This is a genomic window from Nonomuraea corallina, from assembly GCF_027620315.1.
In the GTDB taxonomy this organism is placed as follows: Bacteria; Actinomycetota; Actinomycetes; order Streptosporangiales; family Streptosporangiaceae; genus Nonomuraea; species Nonomuraea corallina.
On record NZ_JAPNNL010000081.1, the window covers coordinates 1 to 19,809 of the forward strand.

A 19,809-nucleotide genomic window follows, 5' to 3' on the forward strand; every position below is an offset into this window, starting at 1 on the left:
GGTGGCCTCGCTCGCCGCCGTCGGCTACATGAACAAGGAGATCGCCGACGAGCTGCGCATCACGGTGAGCACCGTCGAGCAGCACCTCACCCGCGCGTACCGGAAACTCCAGGTGCCGGGGCGGGCGGGGCTGGCCGGGCGGCTTCCCTCCGCCACGTACCGCCGCCACACCGCCGCCTGCGCGCGGCCCGCCCCCCGCGCCTAGCCGGGGCGGTACGGGGTCAGCCGGCGTGGCCCGGCCGGAGCCGCTCCTTCTTCAGGCCCTCCCACCAGCTCCGGTTCTCGGTGTACCAGCGCACGGTGTCCTCCAGGCCCCGCGAGAAGGGGATCTGCGGCCGGTATCCCAGCTCGGCGGCGATCTTGGAGTGGTCCACCGAGTACCGCCGGTCGTGCCCCTTGCGGTCCTCGACGTGCTCCACCCTCGACCAGTCGGCCCCCAGCAGCCGCAGGAGCCGGTCCGTGACCTCGCGGTTGGTCAGCTCGGTGCCGCTGCCGATGTTGTACACCTCGCCCGGCCGGCCCTTGGCGGCCGTCAGCGCGATGCCGAGGCAGTGGTCGTCGACGTGCACCCACTCCCGCACGCACATCCCGTCCCCGTACAGCGGCACCTTCTCCCCGCTCAGCAGGTTCGTCACGAACAGGGGGATGAGCTTCTCGGGGAACTGGAACGGCCCGTAGTTGTTGGAGCAGCGCGTGGTCACGACGGGAAGGCCGTGCGTGCGGTGGTAGCCGCGCGCCAGGACGTCGCCGGCCGCCTTGGACGCGGCGTACGGCGAGTTCGGCAGCAGCGGCGATTCCTCGTCCCACGACCCGGCGCCGATGCTGCCGTACACCTCGTCGGTCGAGACCAGCACGACCTTCTCCGTGCCGCACCTCAGGGCGGCCTCCAGCAGGGCGTGGGTGCCCAGCACGTTGGTCCGCACGAAGTCGGCGCAGTTGGCGATCGAGCGGTCCACGTGGGTCTCGGCGGCGCAGTGCACCACGAGCGAGACGCCGGACATGAGGTCGAGCAGCAGCCCCATGTCGCATACGTCGCCGTACACGAACCTCAGCCGGGACTCGTGGCCCTCGGCCGCCGCGGCCAGGCTCTCCCTGGTGCCCGCGTACGTCAGCTTGTCGAGCACCACGACGTGCGGATCGTCCAGCCATGGATATGCGCCGGCTAAAGTCCGGCGGACGAAATTCGAACCGATGAATCCGGCGGCACCGGTCACCAGAATACGCATGAAAGCTCACCTTGTGATTACCGTGGCCTGCTCTGGGACAGCAGGATAAGATGATTTGACGGAAGACCGGCAACCCCTATACAACGGCTTTCGCGGTTCGCTCCCGCGGCGGCCGTCCGAGAAAGGGTGGTGGCGCCGAAAGATGTATATCCGCGAGCTGGCGGAAACGTACGACGACATTTATCTGGCGCGCGGCCGGGATTACGCGGCGGAAGCCGCGCGGGTGACCGAGGTGGTCCGCGAGCGCAACCCCGGCGCCGCCACGCTGCTCGACGCCCCGTGTGGCACCGGCGCGCACCTGCGGCACTTCGCCGAGAGGTTCGCGCACGTCGAGGGCGTGGAGCTGTCCTCGGACATGCGCGGGGTCGCCGCGCGCCGGCTGCCGGGAGTGACGATCAGCGCGGGCGACCTGCGCGGCTTCTCGCTGGGCCGCCGGTTCGACGCCGTCACCTGCCTGTTCGCCATCTCCCACATGGCCTGCCAGAGCGAGCTGGAGGCCGCGATCGGCTGCCTGGCCGGGCATCTGGCGCCGGGTGGCGTCCTGGTGGTGGAGCCCTGGTGGCAGCCTGACGGATACGCCGCCGGGCACGTGGCCGGCGACCTGGTCAACGGGCCGCGCACGGTGGCCCGGGTGTCCCACTCCACCCGGGAGGGCCGCCGGGTGCACACCGAGGTGCACTGCCTCGTGGCCGACTCCGAGACCGGGGTCAGGCACGCCAGTGAGACGTTCTCGCTGACGTTGTTCAGCGACGCCGACTACACCGCGGCTTTCGCGGCGGCGGGACTCGGCTGCGAGCGCGTGACGGGCGCCGGCGGAAACAGCCGGCTGCTCGTCGGATCGCCCGGCTGAGAACGCCGGAAACGCCCGCGCCCGGCGCGGGACTTCGTCATCGGCCGGGCCGGTGATTTTCGCCCTGATTTCCCGGCGGCCGCGCCCCCGGCCGCCCGCGCGACAGGAAAAGGAGTCATCGTCATGTCGCATCCCGGAGTCTGCCGGATGTGCGCGGGAAGCGTGCGCGAGTTCTTCGATTTCGGCCGGCAGCCGCTGTCCGACGCGTTCCGCGAGCCGGGCGACCCGCGTGCGGAGTTCTTCTACCGGCTCGCCGTCGGCAGGTGCGAGACGTGCACGATGGTGCAGCTCCTGGAGGAGGTCCCGCGCGAGCGCATGTTCCACCAGGACTACCCGTACCTGTCGTCCGGCTCGTCGGTCATGCGGGCGCACTTCGAGGGCGTCGCGGAGCGCTTCCTGTCGACCGAGCTGACCGGCCCCGATCCGTTCATCGTCGAGGTCGGCTGCAACGACGGCGTCATGCTGGAGTCCATCGCCAAGGCGGGGGTGCGCCACCTCGGCGTCGAGCCGTCCGGCGGCACCGCCGACCTGGCCGCCGCCAAGGGCGTCCAGGTGCGCAAGGTGTTCTTCGAGGAGGCCACGGCCCTGGACATCCTGCGCGACCACGGCCGCGCGGACGTGATCTACATGGCCAACACGTTCTGCCACATCCCGTACGTCGAGTCGGTGTTCCGCGGCGTGTCCGCGTTGCTCACCGACGGCGGCGTGTTCGTGTTCGAAGACCCATACCTCGGCGACATCGTCGAGCGGGTCTCCTTCGACCAGATCTACGACGAGCACTTCTACTACTTCACCGCCCTGTCGGTGCGGCGGATGGCGCACCGTTTCGGGTTCGAGCTGGTCGACGTGGAGCCGCTGCCCACGCACGGCGGCGAGATCCGCTACACGCTCACCCGCGCGGGCGCCAGGACCCCCTCGCCCGCCGTGGACCGGCTGCTCGACCGCGAACGCGAGACGGGACTCGCCGAGCCGCAGACGCTGCTGCGCCTCGCCGCCGGGGTGGAGCGGATCCGCGACGAGCTGACCGGCCTGCTGCGCGACCTCCGCGAGCAGGGCAAGCGGGTGGTCGGGTACGGCGCCACCGCCAAGAGCGCCACGGTGACCAACTACTGCGGGATCGGCCCGGACCTGGTCGAGTTCGTCTGCGACACCTCGCCCACCAAGCAGGGCCGGCTCACGCCCGGCGCCCACCTGCCGGTGCGGCCGCCGGAGGCGTTCGCCGCCCCGTATCCCGACTACGCCCTGCTGTTCGCCTGGAACCACGCCGACGAGATCATGGCCAAGGAGCGCGCGTTCCGCGAGGCCGGCGGCAAGTGGATCCTGTACGTCCCCGAGGTGCGCGTTCTCTGAGGGAGTCCTGGATGAGGGTCCTGATCGTCACGCACGCCGAGCGCAGCCACTTCCTCGGCATGGTCCCCCTGGCGTGGGCGCTGGTCACGGCCGGCCACGACGTCAGGGTCGCCAGCCAGCCCGAGCTGGCCCCGGTGATCGCCGCCGCCGGCCTGCCCGCCGTGCCGGTCGGCAGGGAGCACAGCTTCTGGCGGGTGCTGAACACCTTCTCCGCCTTCGACCCGCTGGCCGACCGGCTGCCCCTGTTCGGCCGGGCCGACCGGCCGGACGAGGAGTTCGGCTGGGAGGAGCTGAAGGACGGCTACCGGCGGGTGGTGCCCTGGTGGTGGCGGGTGCTCAACGACCCCATGGTCGCCGACCTCACCGCCTTCTGCCTGCACTGGCGGCCCGACCTGGTCATCTGGGACCCGACCACGTACGCGGCCCCGATCGCGGCGCGCGCGGCCGGCGCCGCGCACGCCCGCCACATGTGGGGCGTGGACGTGCTGGCCCGGGTACGGGCCGTCTTCCTGCGCCGCCGGGACGAGGCGGGGGGCGGCCCCGCCGACGACGCGCTGGCGGGCTGGCTGTCCCGGCGGGCCGCGGCGCACGGCGTGGAGTTCACCGAGGAACTGGTGACCGGCCAGTTCACCGTCGACTACGTGCCCCCGTCGCTGCGGCTGCCCGGCGGCCCGCCGCTGACGCGGGTGCCGATGCGGTACGTGCCCCACAACGGCAGGAGCGTGCTGCCCGCCTGGCTGCGGGAGCCGCCGCGGCGGCCTCGGGTGTGCCTGTGCCTGGGGCTGTCGGCGGCCGAGCGGTCCGGCGGCTACGCGGTCTCCATGGGCGAGGTCGTGGAGGCGGTCTCCGAGCTGGACGTGGAGGTCGTCGCCCTGGTGTCCCCGGCCGCGGGGGAGCGGCTCGACACCGTGCCGGGCAACGTGCGGGTGGTGCCGTTCGCGCCGCTGCACCAGTTGCTGCCGACGTGCGCCGCGGTGGTGGACCACGGCGGGTCGGCCACGGTGCTCAACACGCTGGCGCACGCGGTGCCGCAGCTCGTCGTGGCCAGGCCGACGTTCTGCGAGCCGGTGATCGGGCGCCGGGTGACGGCCGCCGGCGCGGGGCTCGACCTGCCCAGCGAGGAGGCCACCGGCGAGCTGGTGCGCGACGCCGTGCGCCGCCTGCTGGCCGAGCCCGGCTTCGCCGGGGCGAGCGCGCGGGTGCGGGCCGAGATGGTGGCCATGCCGAGCCCGAACGCGGTCGTGGCGGAGCTGGAGGAGCAGGTGGAGCGCCACCGCGCCGTCAGCGCGTGAGCAGGCTCTCCACGGCGTCGGCGGCGGCCGGTGAGCCGCCGCAGCCTCGGGTCTCCGCGCCGCGTCTGCGCAGCTCGGCCCGGATGCCCGCGTCGGCCATGACCGCCCGCGCGGCCTCCCGCAGCCGATCCGGCGTCACCTCCGCGGGCGCCAGCTTGACCCCCAGCCCCAGTTCGGCGATTCGGTCCGAGTTCGCCTCCTGCTCGGCCATCTGCGGCAGCGCGATCGAGGGCACCTCGTGCCGCAGCGCCTCCAGCGTGGTGCCCATGCCGCCGTGCGAGACGAGCAGGTCGGCGTGCGCGAGCACGTCGCCCAGCCGGGGCAGGAAGGTGTGCACCTCGACGTTGCGGGGCGTGGGCACGGGCACCGCCCCCGGCTTCACGCCGGCCACGACCACGTGCCAGGAGGGGTCGTCCAGCGCCTCCAGGCAGGTGCGGAACACCGACTCGCTCTGATAGATGGTGCCCAGCGTGAGGAGGACGACCTTGGACGCCGAGGCGGGCCGGACCCACCCGCCCTCCCGCGCGTGGTTGTCGAAGCAGGGGCCGACGAAGTGGTAGCTGTCGTCGAACGTGTCCCCGGCGTAGTGGAAGAACTTCGGGATCATGACGAGCCGCATCCGCGCGCACGACCCGTAGGTGAAGTCACGCAGATCCACCTCGATCCCCTGCTGCCTGAGCCAGGACGCCAGCCGCACGATGCTGAGCAGGAAGCGGGGGTTGACCGGGCTGAACCGGGTGTACTTCTGGTTCATCGCCCACTTGTCGTTGCTGGCGAACACCGGCCACAGCTCCACGATCGGCACGTCCCACTTCAGGCCGAGCGCCCGCCCCCACCACCCCATGGCGCCGTCGACCAGCACCAGGTCGGGCTCGTCGCCGGTGAACCGGTCCAGGAGCACCGGGTAGACGGCCTTCGTCTCGGCCAGGAGCAGCGAGAGCATGGTGACGAACTGCCTGCCGCGCAGGTTCGGCAGCTTCTTCGGGCCGGAGACCTGCCACGTCGACAGATACTCGACGTAGTCGGCGCCGGTCTCCTTGATCTGCTCCGCGTACGTGGTCGTGCCGGGGTAGCTCACCCGGTGGCCGCGGCGCACCAGTTCCTGGACGACGCCGTGACAGGGATTGACGTGGCCGGCGGCGGGCGGGTTGAACACTGCGATGTGCGCCATGGAGAGCCTTCCCGGTCAGGGGTTCACGTTGTCCGGCAGGTCCAGCCACCACGGATGCCGCCTGGCCCACTCCACCGTGGCGCGCAGGCCGTCCCGCAGGCCGGTCGTGGCCCGCCAGCCCAGGATCGCGTGGATCTTCGAGGTGTCCGGGATGCGCTTCTGCAGGTCCTGGTAGCTGTTGCCGTAGCGGGTGTTGGTGTCCAGTTGCTCGGTGGGCTCCCGCAGGCCGGCCAGGTCCGCGATGTGCTCGACGACCTGCCCGATGGTCACCTCCTGGGTGGCGCCGACGTTGAACGCCTCGCCGTCGGACTTCTCGCTCGCCCCGATCGCGGCCGTCGCCTCGACCGCGTCGTCGATGAAGGTGAAACTGCGCGTCTGGTGCCCGCCGTCGTAGACGACGGGCGGGATGCCGCGCAGCGCCCGGTGGATGCTCCGGCTGACCAGGAAGGCGGGCCGCTGCCACGGCCCGTACAGGTTGAAGTAGCGGATGATCGAGGCGCGCAGCCCGCGCTGGTGGACGTAGCCGAACGTGACGTGCTCGGCGAGCGCCTTGCTGGTGGAGTAGCACCACCGATTGGTCGCCGTGCTGCCGGTCACGCGGTCGTCGTCCTCCGCCCACGGCACGGCCGGGTTCTTGCCGAACACCTCGCTGCTGCTGGCGAAGACCACCTTCGAGCCGGCCCGCTCGGCGGCCTGGAGGAGGTTGACGGTGCCGTGGAAGTTGATGTCGATCACGTCCAGCGGCCGGTGCAGGTAGTACTGGACGCCGACCAGGGCGGCCAGGTGGTAGACCACGTCCACGTCCGGCGTGATCGCGCGCGCCAGGGCGGACTCGTCCCGGATGTCACCCGTGACGTGCCTCACCTCCTCCGGCAGGCACCGCCGCCCGGCGCTCACGCGCCCGGTGTCGAAGACGGTCACCTCGTCGCCTCTGTCGAGGAGACACCGCACGAGGTGCCCGCCGACGAAGCCTGATCCACCTGTTACGACGACACGGGCCATGCTCTACCGTCCTATTCCGCGGTACAGGAATCCCAGCTCCTGAAGCCTGGTGATGGTGCTCCTGGGCAGGTAGGCCCGCCCGTCCACGATCAGGCACGAACGCGCGACGCGCTCGCGCAGCAGGCCGAGGTCGATCGCCGAGAACTCGTCGTGCCAGGCCAGCAGAGCCAGGCAGTCGGCGCCGCCGATCGCGTCGTCCAGCGAAGGCGCCGGCGGCGTCCCGAACACCGCGGCCACCTCGCCCTCGTCCGCCAGCGGGTCGAACAGCGCGACCTCGGCCCCGGCCGCGCGCAGCGCCCGCACCACCGGCAGCACCGGGGTGGCCCGCAGGTCCCCGGTGTTGTTCTTGAACGCGACGCCCAGCACGGCGACCTTGAACGGGTCCCCGCCGGTGGAGCTCCTGGCCAGCTCGTCCAGGATCAGCCCGGCGGTGTAGGCCGGCATGGCGTCGTTGACCTGGCGCGCGGTCGGGACGGTGCGCAGCTCGACGCCGTTGGCGCGGGCCGCCCTGGCGATCATCCACGGGTCCTTGGTGAGGCACGAGCCGCCCACGCCGACGCTCGGGAGCAGGATGTTGACGTTGCCGCTGCCCTTCGGGATCGAGTTGGCCGCCGCGATCACCTCCAGCACGTCGACGTCGATCGACGCGCAGTAGCGGGCCAGCTCGTTGGCCAGCGCGATGTTGTGGTCCAGCCACCAGTTGTCGGCCAGCTTGACCGTCTCGGCGGCCTCCAGGCTGGAGCAGCGGATCACCTCCACGCCGAGGCTGCCGCGCCAGAAGCGCTCGGCGGCGGCGGCGTCCGCCGGCCCCAGCCCGCCCACCACCACGGGGAGGGTCTGCAGCTCCGCGAGCGCCGAACCCTCGGACAACCTCTCCGGGCAGAACGCGACCGCCACGTCCTCGCCGCAGACCAGGCCGCCCCGCTCCAGCAGCGGGATCACCAGGTCGCGGGTGGTGCCGGGCGGCACGGTGCTCTTGAACACCAGCAGCTGCCCCGGCCGGACGCGCCGGCCCAGCTCCTCGCACGCGGCGCGGAGCTGCGTCTCGGCGAACGCGCCCGTCTCGTCGATGGGGGTGCCCACGGTGACGATGACGGTGCCGGCCGAGCCGACGGCGTCGTAGCCGGTGGTCACCGTCAGCCTGCCGGAAGCGAGGCCCTTGGCCATCAGCTCCGGCAGGCCGGGCTCGCGGATGCGGCAGTGACCGTCGTTGAAGTCCCGGATCAGGCCGGGGTCGGTGTCGACGCCGACGACCTCCGCGCCGGCGAGCCACAGGGACGCCGCGATGCAGGAGCCGACGTACCCCAGGCCGACGACGCACACCCGGGTATCCAGCCGGTCGGACGGAGAAGACATACGCCCTCCAGGTCAGGCCTGTCACGGGAAGGAGGCTCACGGGAAGGAGGCTCACGGGAAGAGGCTCACGGGAAGGAGGCGGCTCAGGCGGGAGCGTGGCGCGCGGCCGGCGCGCGCGGCCGGTCGCGGACCAGCCGCTCCACCGCGTGCGCGCAGAACTGGTCCCACTCCTCGCGGTAGATGGCGAAGACGTGGACGTCCCAATGCTGACCGGAGAAGTACTGGTGACCGGACAGTATCCCTTCCTTGTGGGACACCTTGAGGTCGCCGCCGATGGCCGAAAGGCTCGCCTCCGTGGTCTGGAAATATACCTTCCTGACGTTCCACATGGCGAACGCGTAGTTAATCATCAGCAGGGACGCCTCGGCGCCCACCCCGTTCGCCGAGTTCTCCGGGCTCATGTAAATGCCGCCCTCGACGTGATGCCCTGCGGGGCTCATTCCGTGCAGGCTGCAGAATCCCAGGAAGTCGCCCCCCGGTGTTTCCACGAGAAACGACGCGGTAACGCCCCGGCCGAACGCCGAGACGAAATCGTCAGGGCTCGGCAGCGTGTTCAGGCCGAGGCCCAGCAGTAACTCGTAGAGTTTGATGCTGTCCCGGGCCCCGGCCGGCCGCAGCCGGATTCTCCTCGATTGCAGGTGCGGGAAGATCCTCATCGCTTTTCCTGTTCCGGGAAGCTGCTCAACGTGATGCCCGTGCGTTCCCACGTGTCCCGGTCCACCGAGTGGACGTGCAGGTCCCAGAAACGGCCCTGCTGATAAACGTGGTCGCGCAGCAACGCCTCTTCACAGAAGAGCTTGGCCTGTTCGCCGGTCAATCCCAGCGCGTCGAATTCCGCCGAGGTGGCCTCATAGCAGACCTTTTTCAGGTCCCACATGGCGAAGGCGTAGTTGACGCCCAGCATCGCGATTTCGGCGCCGGCGCCGGTGCCCGCGTGCGCGACGTCCAGATGGAGGTCGAGGTGCACCCTGCGGGCCGCGGTGTCCCTGTCGCGCAGCGAGACGAACGCCACCGGATCGCCGTCCGCCGTCTCCGCGATGAACTGCGCCTTCCCGCCCCGGCCGAACTGCGCGAGGAACGCGTCGAGGGTGGGCGGGGCACCGACGCCGGCGTGCAGGAGCAGGTCGTAGGCGCGTGGCCCGTCGCCCGTCCGGACCGGCGTGATCCGGACCGTCGCCGATTTCAGATGCGGAAAGAGCACAAGGAATCCACCCCTTATAAGCGGCGTTCAGGGAAGCGGAAAGTATCAGACCGCGACCCGGCCGTTCAAGGTCGCCGGATTCGCGAAATAGCGTCCGCCGGACGGCGCGCGGCCAATGCGTTCACGCCCTGTCCCGCCAGCGAGACACGCGGGCGCACCCCTACGACCCCTATGGCCGCCCGTCCGTTCCGTCGGACGACCCCTATCGGCGCTCCGTGAAACCGGCCGGCGAGAAACTCCGGCCCGCTGGAAACCGCAGGTTAATCGGCTTCCGCGGAATATTCGGCGACGAATCCTTTGGCGTGCGGGGCCGCCCCGGCTATGCTCCGGCTCATGCCAACGACACCTCCCGTGCAATCAGAGACCAGAACGAACGGGACCGGAACGGGGCTGCGCCAGGTTTTCCCTGAGGGCGACATCTATCTGGTGACCGATGACGCCGATCTCGCAGCCTATGGAACGGAAAAAGGGCATAAGGCGGCTCTGTTGGAGGACGTCGCCGGGCTCCCCGAGAAGAGCAACTGCGTGGTCCTTCTCCAACACAACCTGGTGAGCCGCGACATCCGCCGGAAGTTCCGCGGAATGGGCGCGCTCGTGGTCCCGATCCGGGCGTTCGAGGGCACCCCGGAGCTCGCCCGCTACACCCTGGACAAGGTGATCGAGACCGACTACGGCAAGGCGTGCGAGCTGAACCGGTACTGGACGCGCAGCATCGAGCGGGAGAGCGGCGACATCGTCTTCGACGCCGGTCTGGGTCCCGGAGCGCCCGACGACGGGGACGACCGGCCCAGGACCCACCTGGTGTGCCGCCTGGCCGACAAGCTGAGCGCCAACACCTGGCTCACCCCCGAGATCACGGTGGACAAGTGGGTCAGCGTCGGCGCCTACTGCGAACTGTCCATCACCGCCCCCTCCACCGCCGACTGGACGGGCGCGTTCAGCCTGGACGGCACCGCGGTCTGCGCCGGCGTCCTGGTGGCGCAGGACTCCCGCTGCACCGACGACGGCGAGGCCCGCATCCAGCAGGCGCGGGCCCTGCGCGACGAGATGGCGGCCTGCGGGGAGCCGGTGGTGCTGCGTCTCAAGGAGGGGGTCCTCACATCGTGTACCGCTGGTGACCAGGACTTCACCGAACGGGTCAAGCAGGCGACGAACCCCAAGTACGACCTGCACGCCCTCGAACTCGGCATCGGCACGAACCTGGAACTCATGCCCCGGGTCGACTGGCGACTCAATTCCCAGATGAACGAGGGCGCCGGTCCGGTGCATATCGGTTTCGGTGAAGGAATCACCGGCGCGCACATGGATTTCATCGTTGCGGAAGGAGGTCATGAGTTCAGCAAGGCCGGTTAGTCTCGATCCATCGGTATTTCTTCGAAAGGCAGAGAAATGCGCGACCTTACGGTGCACGACCAGTCCTGGTCTCTCGACAAGGACGACAGGGCCGTCGACTACACCAACCCGTTCGACGCCAGCGACCCCGTGACCGCGGCGTCGGTCAGCTACACCTACGCCAGCTGAGCAGCAGCTCACGTGCGTAGGATGAGCGTCCGGAGTCGCGGCTCCTGTGCTCGGCTCTGAGCGCGGGGGTGCGGTCCGCCAGGCCCGCGGGGCCCGGGGGCCGCACCCTCCCATGGCCCAGCCCGAGAGGAATCCGGCGTGAACCCGAACGGCACGGCCGCCATTTCCGTACGCGGCCTCACGAAACATTACGATGACGTCGAGGCGGTGCGCGGCATCGATTTCGACGTGGCGCCGGGCGAAGTCTTCGGATTTCTCGGCCCGAACGGCGCGGGAAAGTCGACCACCATCAGCATGCTGTGCACGCTCACCGCGCCGACGGCCGGCACCGCCCGCATCCACGGCTGCGACGTGGTGACCCAGGGCAGCGCCGTGCGCCGCAACATCGGCGTGGTCTTCCAGGACTCCACCATCGACCGCTATCTGACGGGTGAGCAGAACCTGCGGTTCCAGGCGTCCCTCTACGGCATGTCGAAGCAGGAGGGCGCGCGGCGCATCAAGGACCTGCTGGACCTGGTCGGCCTGTGGGAGCGCCGGTCCAGCCTCACCGACACCTACTCCGGCGGCATGAAGAGGCGCCTGGAGATCGCCCGCGGCCTGCTGCACTCGCCGCGCGTGCTGTTCCTCGACGAGCCGACGGTCGGGCTCGACCCGCAGACCCGCAAGGCCATCTGGAACTACCTCAGGGAGCTGCGCGAGGCCGAGGACATCACGGTCTTCATGACCACGCACTACATGGAGGAGGCCGAGCACTGCGACCGCATCGCGATCATGGACCATGGCGTCGTCATCGCGCTCGACACCCCGGCCGCGCTGAAGGCGGGCGTGGGCGAGGACCGGATCCGCATCCACACCGGCGACAGCGAGACGGTCGTCGCGGCGCTGCGCAAGCGGTTCGGCATCGAGGCGGAGGTGCACGACGACGTGGTCACCTTCAGCGTCCCCGACGGGGAGGTCTTCATCCCGCAGCTGTTCGCCGACGGCGGGCTGCCGATCGACTCGGTGCACATGGCCAGGCCCTCGCTGGACGACGTGTTCATCAAGCGCACCGGGTTCTCCCTGCGTGACGCCGAGCCCCCGGGCCGGCCGGCCGGCGACGCCAGACTGCGCGCGATGGGAAGGCGATGACCGTGACGACGACACCGGTGGTCCGCACACCGCCGCAGGGTCTCCTGCACGAGCTCGGCGTGGTGGCCACCGTCATCCAGCGCGAGATGATCCGGTTCGTCTACGACGTGGGACGCGCCGTGGCGACCCTCTTCCAGTCCGTCATCTGGCTGCTCGTGATCGGGGCGGGAGTGGGGTCACTGCTGCCCGGCCTGCCCGAGGGCGCCGACCTCAAGACCGCCGTCTTCCCCGGGATCATCGCCATGACGGTGATCCTCTCCGCGATGTTCTCGGCCTCGTCCATCGTGTGGGACCGCGAGTGGGGGTTCGTCCGGATCATGCTGGTCGCGCCGGTGAGCCGCACCTCGATCGTGGTCGGCAAGGTGCTCGCCGGGAGCCTGCTGGCCACGGGCCAGGGAGCCGTCCTCATCGCCCTCTCGGGGCTGGTGGGCGTTCCGTACGATCCCGCGATGATCGCCCAGATGCTGGGGGTGATGCTGCTGACGGCCTTCAGCGTGGCCTCGTTCGGGGTCGCGGTGGCCGCCAGGATCAAGACGCTCGACTCCTTCCTCGGCATCGCCCAGCTCGTGATCATGCCGATGGTGTTCCTCTCCGGGGCGCTCTTCCCGGTCGGGCAGCTCACCGGCTGGTTCGCCGCCGTCACCGTGTTCAACCCGATCGCCTACGCCGTCGACCCGATGCGCCAGATCGTCTTCGGGTACGTGGACGCGCCCGCCGAGGTGGCCGAGCGGCTCAACCCCGGCGTGTCCTGGAACGGCTGGGAGGTCCCGGTGGCGCTGGAACTGCTCATGGTGGGCGTGGCCGGCGTCGCCTTCCTCCTGATCGCCGTGGCCCGGATCCGCAAGGTCGAGTGACGGCCCGACGCCGTGCGCCGTGCCCACCTGGACGCCCCCGCGCGACCGGCCGCGCTCAGCCGGGGCACGGCATCGCGATCGCGGTCAGCGCCAGACCGTCCGCGACCGTCCAGCGCCCCTCCAGGCGCCGCGGCCCCGGGCCGGTGAGCCGGGCGGTGAACCCGCCCCCGGGGTCGAAGGCCACCTCCGCGTCCAGGAACCCCAGCCTGCGGCCCGTCAGCGGGAAGCACGCCTTGTAGACGGACTCCTTCGCGGAGAACAGCAGCCGTCCCGGGTGGGGGACCGCCAGCCTCTCCAGACCCTCGATCTCGGCGGGGGCGGCGATCCTGGACAGCACGCCCGGCGGCACGGGCAGGCACGGCTCGGCGTCGACGCCGATGATCGTCCCGTCCCGGGCCGCGGCGGCGGCCGCGTAGCCGGGGCAGTGCGTGATGCTGCCGGTCACGCCCGGCGGCCAGACCGGCGCGCCCTGCGCGCCCCGGGGGATCGGCCCGGCCGGCATCCCGAGCATCCGAAGCGCCTGCGCGGCGCAGGCCCGCCCGGCCGCGAACGCCTGCCGCCGCGCCGGCGTCGCCCCGGCCATCGCCGCCACCATCACCCCGGCCACCACCTCGTCCCCGCCGGTCTCGTCAGTCCCGCAGTTCACGCCGGTCCCGCTCGGGAAGTGGCCGGATCCCGGTCGCGTCCGTTCATCACCGCCGGTCAGCGAGGCCGCCACGGTCACTGTCGCGTCCGGTGGCTCGCCGAGCAGTTCGGCGCAGGTGACCCAGGACGGGAGCATGGCCCGCAGCCGCGGCATCGCCACCTCGCTTCCCTCGCCCACCGGGGCTCTCCTCGCCCACCGGGCCGGACGGGTTTCCGTCAGGCTCGGCGTCCCGCGTCTCGTCGTGGGACCAGGATCGCAAGTTTCACCGGGGGGTCGCTACGCTTGCGGGGGTTTGTCGGGGTTCGGGGAGAAGTGGCGTGCCGCTGGAGCAGGTCCTGATGTTGCTGGTGGCCGCCGCCGGAGCGGGCTGGGTGGACGCCGTCGTGGGCGGCGGCGGGCTGCTGCAACTCCCCGCCTTGATGATGGCCGGCGTGGCGCCGGTCGAGGCGATGGCGACGAACAAGTTCTCCTCCGTGTTCGGCACCGCGTCCGCCGCCGTCACGTACACGCGCACCACCAAGGTGGACCGGCCGGTCGCGCTGCCCGCGGCGGGGCTGGCGGTGCTCAGCGCGGCGCTCGGCGCGTCGGCAGCGGCGGCGATCTCCGCCGAGGTGCTGCGGCCCGTCGTCATGGTGGTCCTGCTCGGCGTCGCGGCGTTCGTCACGCTGCGCCCCGCCATGGGCGCCGTCTCCCGCCCGCACCTGCGCACCCGGGCCCGGGTGGTGGCGGCGGTGCTGACGGCGGGGGTGGGCATCGCCTTCTACGACGGCATCATGGGCCCCGGTACGGGCACGTTCCTGATCATCGCGTTCACCGTCCTGCTCGGCCTGGACTTCGTCTCCGCCTCGGCCTCGGCGAAGATCATCAACACCGGCACCAACGTGGGCGCCCTGCTGCTGTTCGGGTGGCAGGGGCATGTGCTGTGGGCGCTGGGCCTGGGCATGGCCGCCTGCAACATCGCCGGCGCGCAGCTCGGGGCCCGGATGGCGATCAGGCGCGGCACCGGTTTCGTCCGCGTCGTCCTGCTGTGCGTCGTGGCGGCGATGGTGACCAGGCTCGCCTGGCAGCAGTTCGGGTGAGCTGTGCCGCCGTGCTGGACATATCGATTTTCGATATATACGATTACCGTTATGCCTACGAGATGGCTCACCTGGCTCGAGAACTTACTCAGCCTCTTCCTCGTCCTGGCCTGTCTGAGCGCTCTGGGCCTGCTGCTCAACACCGTCATAATCACTTTCGTCGGCACCGCCGGCGGCGTCCCGTTGCGGGTGTTCGACGTACCCGTCGCGGGCATGGCGGCCCCGGACGCCACGATCACCAGCGCGACCGCCGAGGTGACGGTCCGCCTCCAGGGTCCCGCGCCGCTGGTCGGCCTGCTCTACCTGCTTCTGTGGGCGCCGGGCGTCACGACGACCCTGCTCGCCCTCTTCACCGTCGTCCGCGCTGTGCGCAGGGCCAGATCGGGAGACAGGATGCTCTTCTCCGCGGTCACCGCCGCTCACCTGCGGCGCCTCGGTTGGATTCTGATCGTCGGCTCCGTCGCCACGGGCCTGCTCGGCATGGTGGCCGAGCCGATCCTGGCCTCCATGCTGCTGGCCAAGAGCCACCCGCTGTACGCCCCGTCGGGCCAGGAGCTGGCCGGGGTCGTGACAGGAGTCGCGGTGCTGGCCGTTTCGGAGATCGTACGGCGTGGCCTGGTGCTGCTCGAAGAGGTCGAGGCCACCATCTGACGGCCGATCCGGTGATCCGCGTGCGCCCTCGTACGGCTGTGCGACGGTACGACCGGTCATAGCACCGGGTGCGCGGCGGCGGGCCACAATGGAGGCATGCGTGCCAGCCGCCTGCTCTCGCTCCTCCTGCTGCTGCAGACGCGCGGCCGGATGACCGCGCCCGAGCTGGCCGAGGAGCTGGAGGTGTCGGTCCGCACCGTCTACCGCGACGTGGAGGCGCTGTCGGCGGCCGGCGTGCCGGTCTACGCCGACCGCGGCCCGGCGGGGGGTTACCAGCTGCTCGACGGCTACCGCACCCGGCTCAACGGGCTGACCGCGGAGGAGGCGTCGTCGCTGTTCCTGGCCGCGCTGCCGGGCCCCGCCGCCGAGCTGGGCATGGCGGAGCTCGCCGCCAACGCCGAGCTGAAGGTGCTGGCCGCGCTCCCGCCCGAGCCGCGCTCGCACGCCGCCCAGATGCGCGAGCGGTTCCTGCTCGACGTGCCCGGCTGGTACCGAGGGGCCGACGACGTGCCCCACCTGAGCGAGGTGGCCGAGGCGGTGTGGGACCGGCGGCCGCTCCGGATGACCTACCGGCGCTGGGGGAAGCAGGTCGTCGAGCGGCTCGTCCACCCGTACGGGCTCGTCCTCAAGGGCGGGTCGTGGTACCTGGTCGCCGCGCCGCCCGGCGAGAACCCGCGCACCTACCGGGTGGCGCGCATCCTCACTCTCACCACCGAACCCGGCCATTTCGACCGGCCCGAGGGGTTCGAGCTGGCCGCGTTCTGGCGGGCGTACGCGGCCGACTTCCGCGAGCGGATGTACACCGCGACCGCCGAGATCAGGCTCGCCCCCGGCATGGCCGAACTGCTCGCCTACACGATGGGCCAGGAGACGGTGGACAGCGCGCTGGCCGGGGCCGGCGAGCCCGACGCCGAGGGCTGGCGGACGCTCACCCTCCCCATCGAGTCGATCACCCACGCCCGCTGGCTGCTGCTGCGCATGGGCGCGGGCGTCGAGGTGCTCGGCCCGCCGGAGCTGCGCGCCCTCATGGTGGAGGCGGTGGCGGAGCTGCGGAAAATGTATGAGTGATCCGGGCCCGTTCCTGAAACGATGCCCGTCATGTATCTCTTGGCGTTCATCGGCGCGTGCGTACTGGTGGCAATGGTCCCCGGCGTCAGCACCGCCGTCATCCTCAGGCAGACACTCCGCTCCGGGCGCGGCTCCGGCCTGGCGGCCACGCTGGGCAACGAGACGGGCATCCTGCTGTGGGGGCTGGCCGCCGCGTTCGGCCTGTCGGCGCTGTTGCTCGCCTCACAGCTCGCCTACGACGTCATGCGGGTCACCGGCGCGGCCCTCCTGGTCCTGATGGGCGCGCAGGCGCTGTGGCAGGCCCGCAAGGGAGCCGCCGGCCCAGAGCGCCCGTTGCCGGGGGCCCCGGCCGACCGCCACGGCCGCGCCTATCTGGCCGGGCTGGCCACGTGCGCGGCCAACCCGAAGGCGGCCGTGTTCGCGATGTCGTTCCTGCCGCAGTTCGTGCCGCAGGGCGCGAATGTGCCGCTCACCCTGGTCACGCTCGCCGTCGTCTGGGTGCTGGTCGACGTGCTCTGGTACGTGGCGCTGATCTGGACGGTGGCCAAGGCCGGGGACCTGCTCGGCCGGCCTTCGGTCAAGCGGCGGCTGGAGCAGGTGTCCGGCGCCGTCCTCGTCGGGCTCGGCGCGCGGCTCGCCCTGGAGGGACGATGACGATCTGGTACGAGAGCGCGGGCGAGGGCGAGCCGGTGGTGCTGCTGCCGTCGACCGCCGCCGACGCCGGCATGTGGGACGGCCAGTGGGACGCGCTCGCTACGCGCTTCCGGGTGATCAGGGTGGACTACCGGGGGTTCGGGCGCACGCCGTACGAGGCGGACGGGCCCTACAGCGACGACGGCGACGTGGCCGAGGTGCTGGCCGGGCTCGGCGTCGAAGCGGCCACGCTGGTCGGGTCCTCGTACGGGTGCACGGTCGCGCTGCGGCTGGCCCGCCTGGCCACCCGGCTGGTGCTCATGAACCCCGGCTCCGAGCTGCCCAAGACCGGCGACGTGCGGGCGTTCGGGGCGGAGGAGGACCGGCTGCTGGAGGCCGGCGACGTCGAGGGCGCCGCGGAGCTGAACGCCCGCACCTGGCTCGGCCCGGCCGCGGACGAGGCGGCCCGGCGGCGGGTGGCGGCGATGCAGCGGCACGCGTTCGGCATGCAGCTGGCCGCCGATCCCGAGCCCGTCCAGGTCGCCACGGCCTACGACCTGGACGCGGTCCGGGTGCCCGTCCTGATCGTCGCGGGCGCGCACGACCTGCCGTACTACCGCGAGAGCGCCCGCCACCTGGCCGGCCGGCTGGCGGACGCCGAGCTGGTCGAGCTGGAGTGGGCCGGGCATCTGCCCGCCCTGGAACGACCGGAGGAGGTCACCCGGCTGCTGCTGGACTACCTTTAAGACATGGCGGACGATCTGGCCGAGCTGGTGCGGCAGGCCCAGGACGAAGACCCGCTCCGGGCGCTGCAGGCCACCGCGGCGCTGCGCCGCGAGCTGGAGCGGGTGGAGGCCGTCCAGGTGCGGCGGGCCCGGGTGGCCGGGCTGGCCTGGGCGCAGATCGCGAACGCGATCGGGGTCACCAAGCAGGCGGTGCACAAGAAGTACGGCAAGCGTTAGCCCCGCCGGCGCGTTCCAGGCCCCACAGCCGCACGCTTGCCCTGGTCGGCTACGGCTTGCGGCCCACGCCCGCGTGGTAGACGGCCTCGCGCTCGGCGTAGAGCGTCTCCGGCGTGGGCCGCCAGCGCGGCAGCGCCACCACGCCCGGCTCCAGCAGTTCCAGCCCGTCGAAGAGGCCGGTCAGCTCCTCATGCGTGCGCAGCGTCATCGGGGAGCCGCCGCTCTCGTTCCAGCTGCGCACCCCCTCCTCCAGCTGCTTGCCGACCAGGCCGTGGGAGATGGCCAGGTGGCTGCCGGAGACCATCGGCTCCATCAGCCGCTGGATGATCTCCTTGGGCCGGTCGCCGTCAGTCAGGAAGTCCACCACGCCGAGCAGCATCAGCCCGATCGGCTGGGAGAAGTCCAGATACTCGCCCGTGGCAGCGATGATCTTGTCAGGGTCGCGCAGGTCGCTGTCGATGAACCAGGTGTCGCCCTGCCCTGAGGCGCGCAGCAGCGCCCGCGCGTGGGCCAGCACCACCGGGTCGTTGTCCACGTAGACGACCTTGCAGTCGGCCGAGACGGACTGGGCGACCTGGTGGGTGTTGTCGGCCGTGGGAATCCCGGTGCCGATGTCGAGGAACTGCCGGATCCCCGCCTCCGCGGCCATGTACCGCACCGCCCGGCCGAGGAACTCGCGGTTCGTCTTGGCCAGGATCGGCAGCTCGGGGACCGCCTGGAGGATCTGCGCGCTCACGACGCGGTCGACCTCGTAGTTGTCCTTGCCGCCCAGCCACAGATCGTAGATCCGGGCCGGACTCGGGATCTCGGTGTTCACGCGGCTCAGCGGATCTTCGGTCATGGTCGTGCCTTCCGGGGAGAAGCTGTACGCGACGGGGCCTTACGCGACAGAGCCTAACGTGAGGAAGATTCGAAGTCTCGATCTTGCCCCAGAGTTCCTTCTCCAGGGGACCTCGTACCCCGGCGTCCGGAACGGAGAGGGCGCCGGGACCTCGGGGGCAAGGCCCCGGCGCCGGTCCGGTCAGCCGATCGTGATCAGCCCGTAGCCGCCGTCGTAGCGGTGGTAGACCAGCCGGCCGCGCCCGGTCTCCGCGTCGGCGAAGAACTCGAACACGCGCCCGCCGGCCTCCAGGCGGTCCACGGCCTCGGTGGTGGTCAGCCGGGGCGCCGCGCCGGGATCGACCGCGAGCGGCAGCATCACCTCACCGAGCGCCTCCGGCCGCGGCTCCACCTGAGCCAGCCGGTAGCCCTCGCCGTCCCGGTACAGGACGCTGTCCTGGCCGCTGCCCGCCTCGATGAACAGGTAGAAGTCGAAGTCCAGCTGCTCCATGTCGAAGGCGGCCTCCTCCGGGGTGGCGCGGTAGTCGCCCAGCGTCTTGTGCCGGACGATCTCCTCGGCCTCCGGCTCACGCCGCGGGCGCGGCAGCACCGGCAGGGAGTGCTCCCGCTCCGGCCAGTGGCGCCCGCGCAGCTCCTCCCAGTGCCTGGCGGTGCGCCGCAACCGGGTGCGCACCCGGTCCTCCAGCAGGTCGAGTGCCTGGTACATGGAGGGGCCGGCGGCCTGGGCACGGATGAGGCGCCCGTTGACGTCGAGGTTGGCCTGTGCCGTGTACGGCCGCTTCACGTCGGGGGTGTCCGGTGCGGTCAGCTTGACCCGCGCGTACAGCACGGGCTCGTGGGCCAGCCGGACCAGCGCGGCGACGGCCTGCCGGGCGTGCTCCACGGCTCCCTGGCGGACCGGGCCGCGTGTCTCGACGCGAACGTCGGCGGAATCTATGGCGACCGGCGCGTTCCGGCGTCTCATGTCGTGCCTCCTTCT

Annotated in this window: 23 protein-coding genes; 14 read left to right on the top strand and 9 right to left on the bottom strand. The window is 71.3% G+C overall.

Annotation, left to right across the window (positions count from 1 at the left end; genetic code table 11):
* The coding region (locus OUY22_RS20230) for a helix-turn-helix domain-containing protein (protein ID WP_270156610.1) at positions 1 to 205 on the top strand (205 nt) is incomplete at its 5' end.
* Between the two features lie 16 nt (positions 206 to 221).
* Here the strand turns inward: OUY22_RS20230 and rfbB are convergent.
* On the bottom strand, positions 222 to 1,226 hold the full coding sequence (gene rfbB, locus OUY22_RS20235; protein WP_270156611.1) for a dTDP-glucose 4,6-dehydratase: 1,005 nt from the start codon (positions 1,224 to 1,226) through the stop codon (positions 222 to 224).
* 142 nt (positions 1,227 to 1,368) lie between these two features.
* On the opposite strand from rfbB, the gene OUY22_RS20240 reads away from it, so the two are divergent.
* From OUY22_RS20240 to OUY22_RS20250, 3 genes are all read left to right on the top strand, one after another.
* Positions 1,369 to 2,076, top strand: coding sequence for a class I SAM-dependent methyltransferase (locus OUY22_RS20240; protein WP_270156612.1), 708 nt, complete (start codon positions 1,369 to 1,371; stop codon positions 2,074 to 2,076).
* 123 nt (positions 2,077 to 2,199) lie between these two features.
* Complete coding sequence (locus tag OUY22_RS20245; RefSeq protein WP_270156613.1) at positions 2,200 to 3,426, top strand: class I SAM-dependent methyltransferase; 1,227 nt, start codon at positions 2,200 to 2,202, stop codon at positions 3,424 to 3,426.
* 11 nt (positions 3,427 to 3,437) lie between these two features.
* Positions 3,438 to 4,718, top strand: coding sequence for an activator-dependent family glycosyltransferase (locus OUY22_RS20250; protein ID WP_270156614.1), 1,281 nt, complete (start codon positions 3,438 to 3,440; stop codon positions 4,716 to 4,718).
* Here the strand turns inward: OUY22_RS20250 and OUY22_RS20255 are convergent.
* The 5 genes from OUY22_RS20255 to OUY22_RS20275 all read right to left on the bottom strand — a co-directional run bounded on the left by OUY22_RS20255 (position 4,708) and on the right by OUY22_RS20275 (position 9,448).
* Positions 4,708 to 5,889, bottom strand: coding sequence for a macrolide family glycosyltransferase (locus OUY22_RS20255; RefSeq protein WP_270156615.1), 1,182 nt, complete (start codon positions 5,887 to 5,889; stop codon positions 4,708 to 4,710). The two genes, OUY22_RS20250 and OUY22_RS20255, sit on opposite strands and share 11 nt — an antisense overlap.
* A gap of 15 nt (positions 5,890 to 5,904) precedes the next feature.
* Positions 5,905 to 6,891, bottom strand: a complete 987-nt coding sequence (locus tag OUY22_RS20260; RefSeq protein ID WP_270156616.1) for an NAD-dependent epimerase/dehydratase family protein — start codon at positions 6,889 to 6,891, stop codon at positions 5,905 to 5,907.
* 3 nt (positions 6,892 to 6,894) lie between these two features.
* A complete protein-coding gene (locus OUY22_RS20265) occupies positions 6,895 to 8,247 on the bottom strand; it encodes a nucleotide sugar dehydrogenase (protein WP_270156617.1) in 1,353 nt (450 codons plus the stop codon).
* Positions 8,248 to 8,330: 83 nt separating this feature from the next.
* A complete protein-coding gene (locus tag OUY22_RS20270; RefSeq protein ID WP_270156618.1) occupies positions 8,331 to 8,903 on the bottom strand; it encodes a GNAT family N-acetyltransferase in 573 nt (190 codons plus the stop codon).
* Complete coding sequence (locus OUY22_RS20275) at positions 8,900 to 9,448, bottom strand: GNAT family N-acetyltransferase (protein WP_270156619.1); 549 nt, start codon at positions 9,446 to 9,448, stop codon at positions 8,900 to 8,902. The genes OUY22_RS20270 and OUY22_RS20275 overlap by 4 nt, the downstream gene beginning before the upstream one ends.
* 486 nt (positions 9,449 to 9,934) lie before the next feature.
* Here OUY22_RS20275 and OUY22_RS20280 point away from each other — a divergent pair, with 486 nt between their 5' ends.
* From OUY22_RS20280 to OUY22_RS20295, 4 genes are all read left to right on the top strand, one after another.
* The gene (locus tag OUY22_RS20280) at positions 9,935 to 10,801 is read left to right on the top strand and encodes a hypothetical protein (protein WP_270156620.1); all 867 of its coding nucleotides are present in this window, start codon (positions 9,935 to 9,937) and stop codon (positions 10,799 to 10,801) included.
* 36 nt (positions 10,802 to 10,837) lie between these two features.
* Complete coding sequence (locus OUY22_RS20285; RefSeq protein ID WP_270156621.1) at positions 10,838 to 10,969, top strand: hypothetical protein; 132 nt, start codon at positions 10,838 to 10,840, stop codon at positions 10,967 to 10,969.
* A 207-nt stretch (positions 10,970 to 11,176) separates the two neighbouring features.
* Positions 11,177 to 12,097, top strand: coding sequence for an ATP-binding cassette domain-containing protein (locus OUY22_RS20290; protein WP_408638183.1), 921 nt, complete (start codon positions 11,177 to 11,179; stop codon positions 12,095 to 12,097).
* The gene (locus OUY22_RS20295) at positions 12,094 to 12,951 is read left to right on the top strand and encodes an ABC transporter permease (protein WP_270156623.1); all 858 of its coding nucleotides are present in this window, start codon (positions 12,094 to 12,096) and stop codon (positions 12,949 to 12,951) included. Before OUY22_RS20290 ends, OUY22_RS20295 begins: the two co-directional genes overlap by 4 nt.
* 55 nt (positions 12,952 to 13,006) lie before the next feature.
* On the opposite strand, the gene OUY22_RS20300 is transcribed toward OUY22_RS20295, so the two are convergent.
* Positions 13,007 to 13,774, bottom strand: coding sequence for a 4'-phosphopantetheinyl transferase family protein (locus tag OUY22_RS20300; protein ID WP_270156624.1), 768 nt, complete (start codon positions 13,772 to 13,774; stop codon positions 13,007 to 13,009).
* A 140-nt stretch (positions 13,775 to 13,914) separates the two neighbouring features.
* Here OUY22_RS20300 and OUY22_RS20305 point away from each other — a divergent pair, with 140 nt between their 5' ends.
* The 6 genes from OUY22_RS20305 (at position 13,915) to OUY22_RS20330 (ending at position 17,990) form a co-directional block, all read left to right on the top strand.
* Positions 13,915 to 14,676 carry a TSUP family transporter gene (locus OUY22_RS20305; RefSeq protein WP_270156625.1) on the top strand — a complete coding sequence of 254 codons (762 nt, stop codon included), beginning with the start codon at positions 13,915 to 13,917 and terminating at the stop codon, positions 14,674 to 14,676.
* A 51-nt stretch (positions 14,677 to 14,727) separates the two neighbouring features.
* Complete coding sequence (locus OUY22_RS20310) at positions 14,728 to 15,327, top strand: DUF2975 domain-containing protein (RefSeq protein ID WP_270156626.1); 600 nt, start codon at positions 14,728 to 14,730, stop codon at positions 15,325 to 15,327.
* 96 nt (positions 15,328 to 15,423) lie between these two features.
* A complete protein-coding gene (locus OUY22_RS20315; RefSeq protein ID WP_270156627.1) occupies positions 15,424 to 16,395 on the top strand; it encodes a helix-turn-helix transcriptional regulator in 972 nt (323 codons plus the stop codon).
* 30 nt (positions 16,396 to 16,425) lie between these two features.
* Positions 16,426 to 17,049: a LysE family translocator gene (locus OUY22_RS20320; RefSeq protein WP_270156628.1), complete on the top strand. Its 624-nt coding sequence runs from the start codon at positions 16,426 to 16,428 to the stop codon at positions 17,047 to 17,049.
* A complete protein-coding gene (locus OUY22_RS20325) occupies positions 17,046 to 17,774 on the top strand; it encodes an alpha/beta fold hydrolase (RefSeq protein ID WP_270156629.1) in 729 nt (242 codons plus the stop codon). The genes OUY22_RS20320 and OUY22_RS20325 overlap by 4 nt, the downstream gene beginning before the upstream one ends.
* Before the next feature lie 3 nt (positions 17,775 to 17,777).
* A complete protein-coding gene (locus OUY22_RS20330) occupies positions 17,778 to 17,990 on the top strand; it encodes a hypothetical protein (protein ID WP_270156630.1) in 213 nt (70 codons plus the stop codon).
* 49 nt (positions 17,991 to 18,039) lie between these two features.
* Here OUY22_RS20330 and OUY22_RS20335 read toward each other — a convergent pair whose 3' ends face one another.
* The gene (locus OUY22_RS20335; RefSeq protein WP_270156631.1) at positions 18,040 to 18,807 is read right to left on the bottom strand and encodes an SAM-dependent methyltransferase; all 768 of its coding nucleotides are present in this window, start codon (positions 18,805 to 18,807) and stop codon (positions 18,040 to 18,042) included.
* 204 nt (positions 18,808 to 19,011) lie between these two features.
* Positions 19,012 to 19,794: a sigma 54 modulation/S30EA ribosomal C-terminal domain-containing protein gene (locus tag OUY22_RS20340; RefSeq protein ID WP_270156632.1), complete on the bottom strand. Its 783-nt coding sequence runs from the start codon at positions 19,792 to 19,794 to the stop codon at positions 19,012 to 19,014.
* Positions 19,795 to 19,809: the final 15 nt, after the last annotated feature.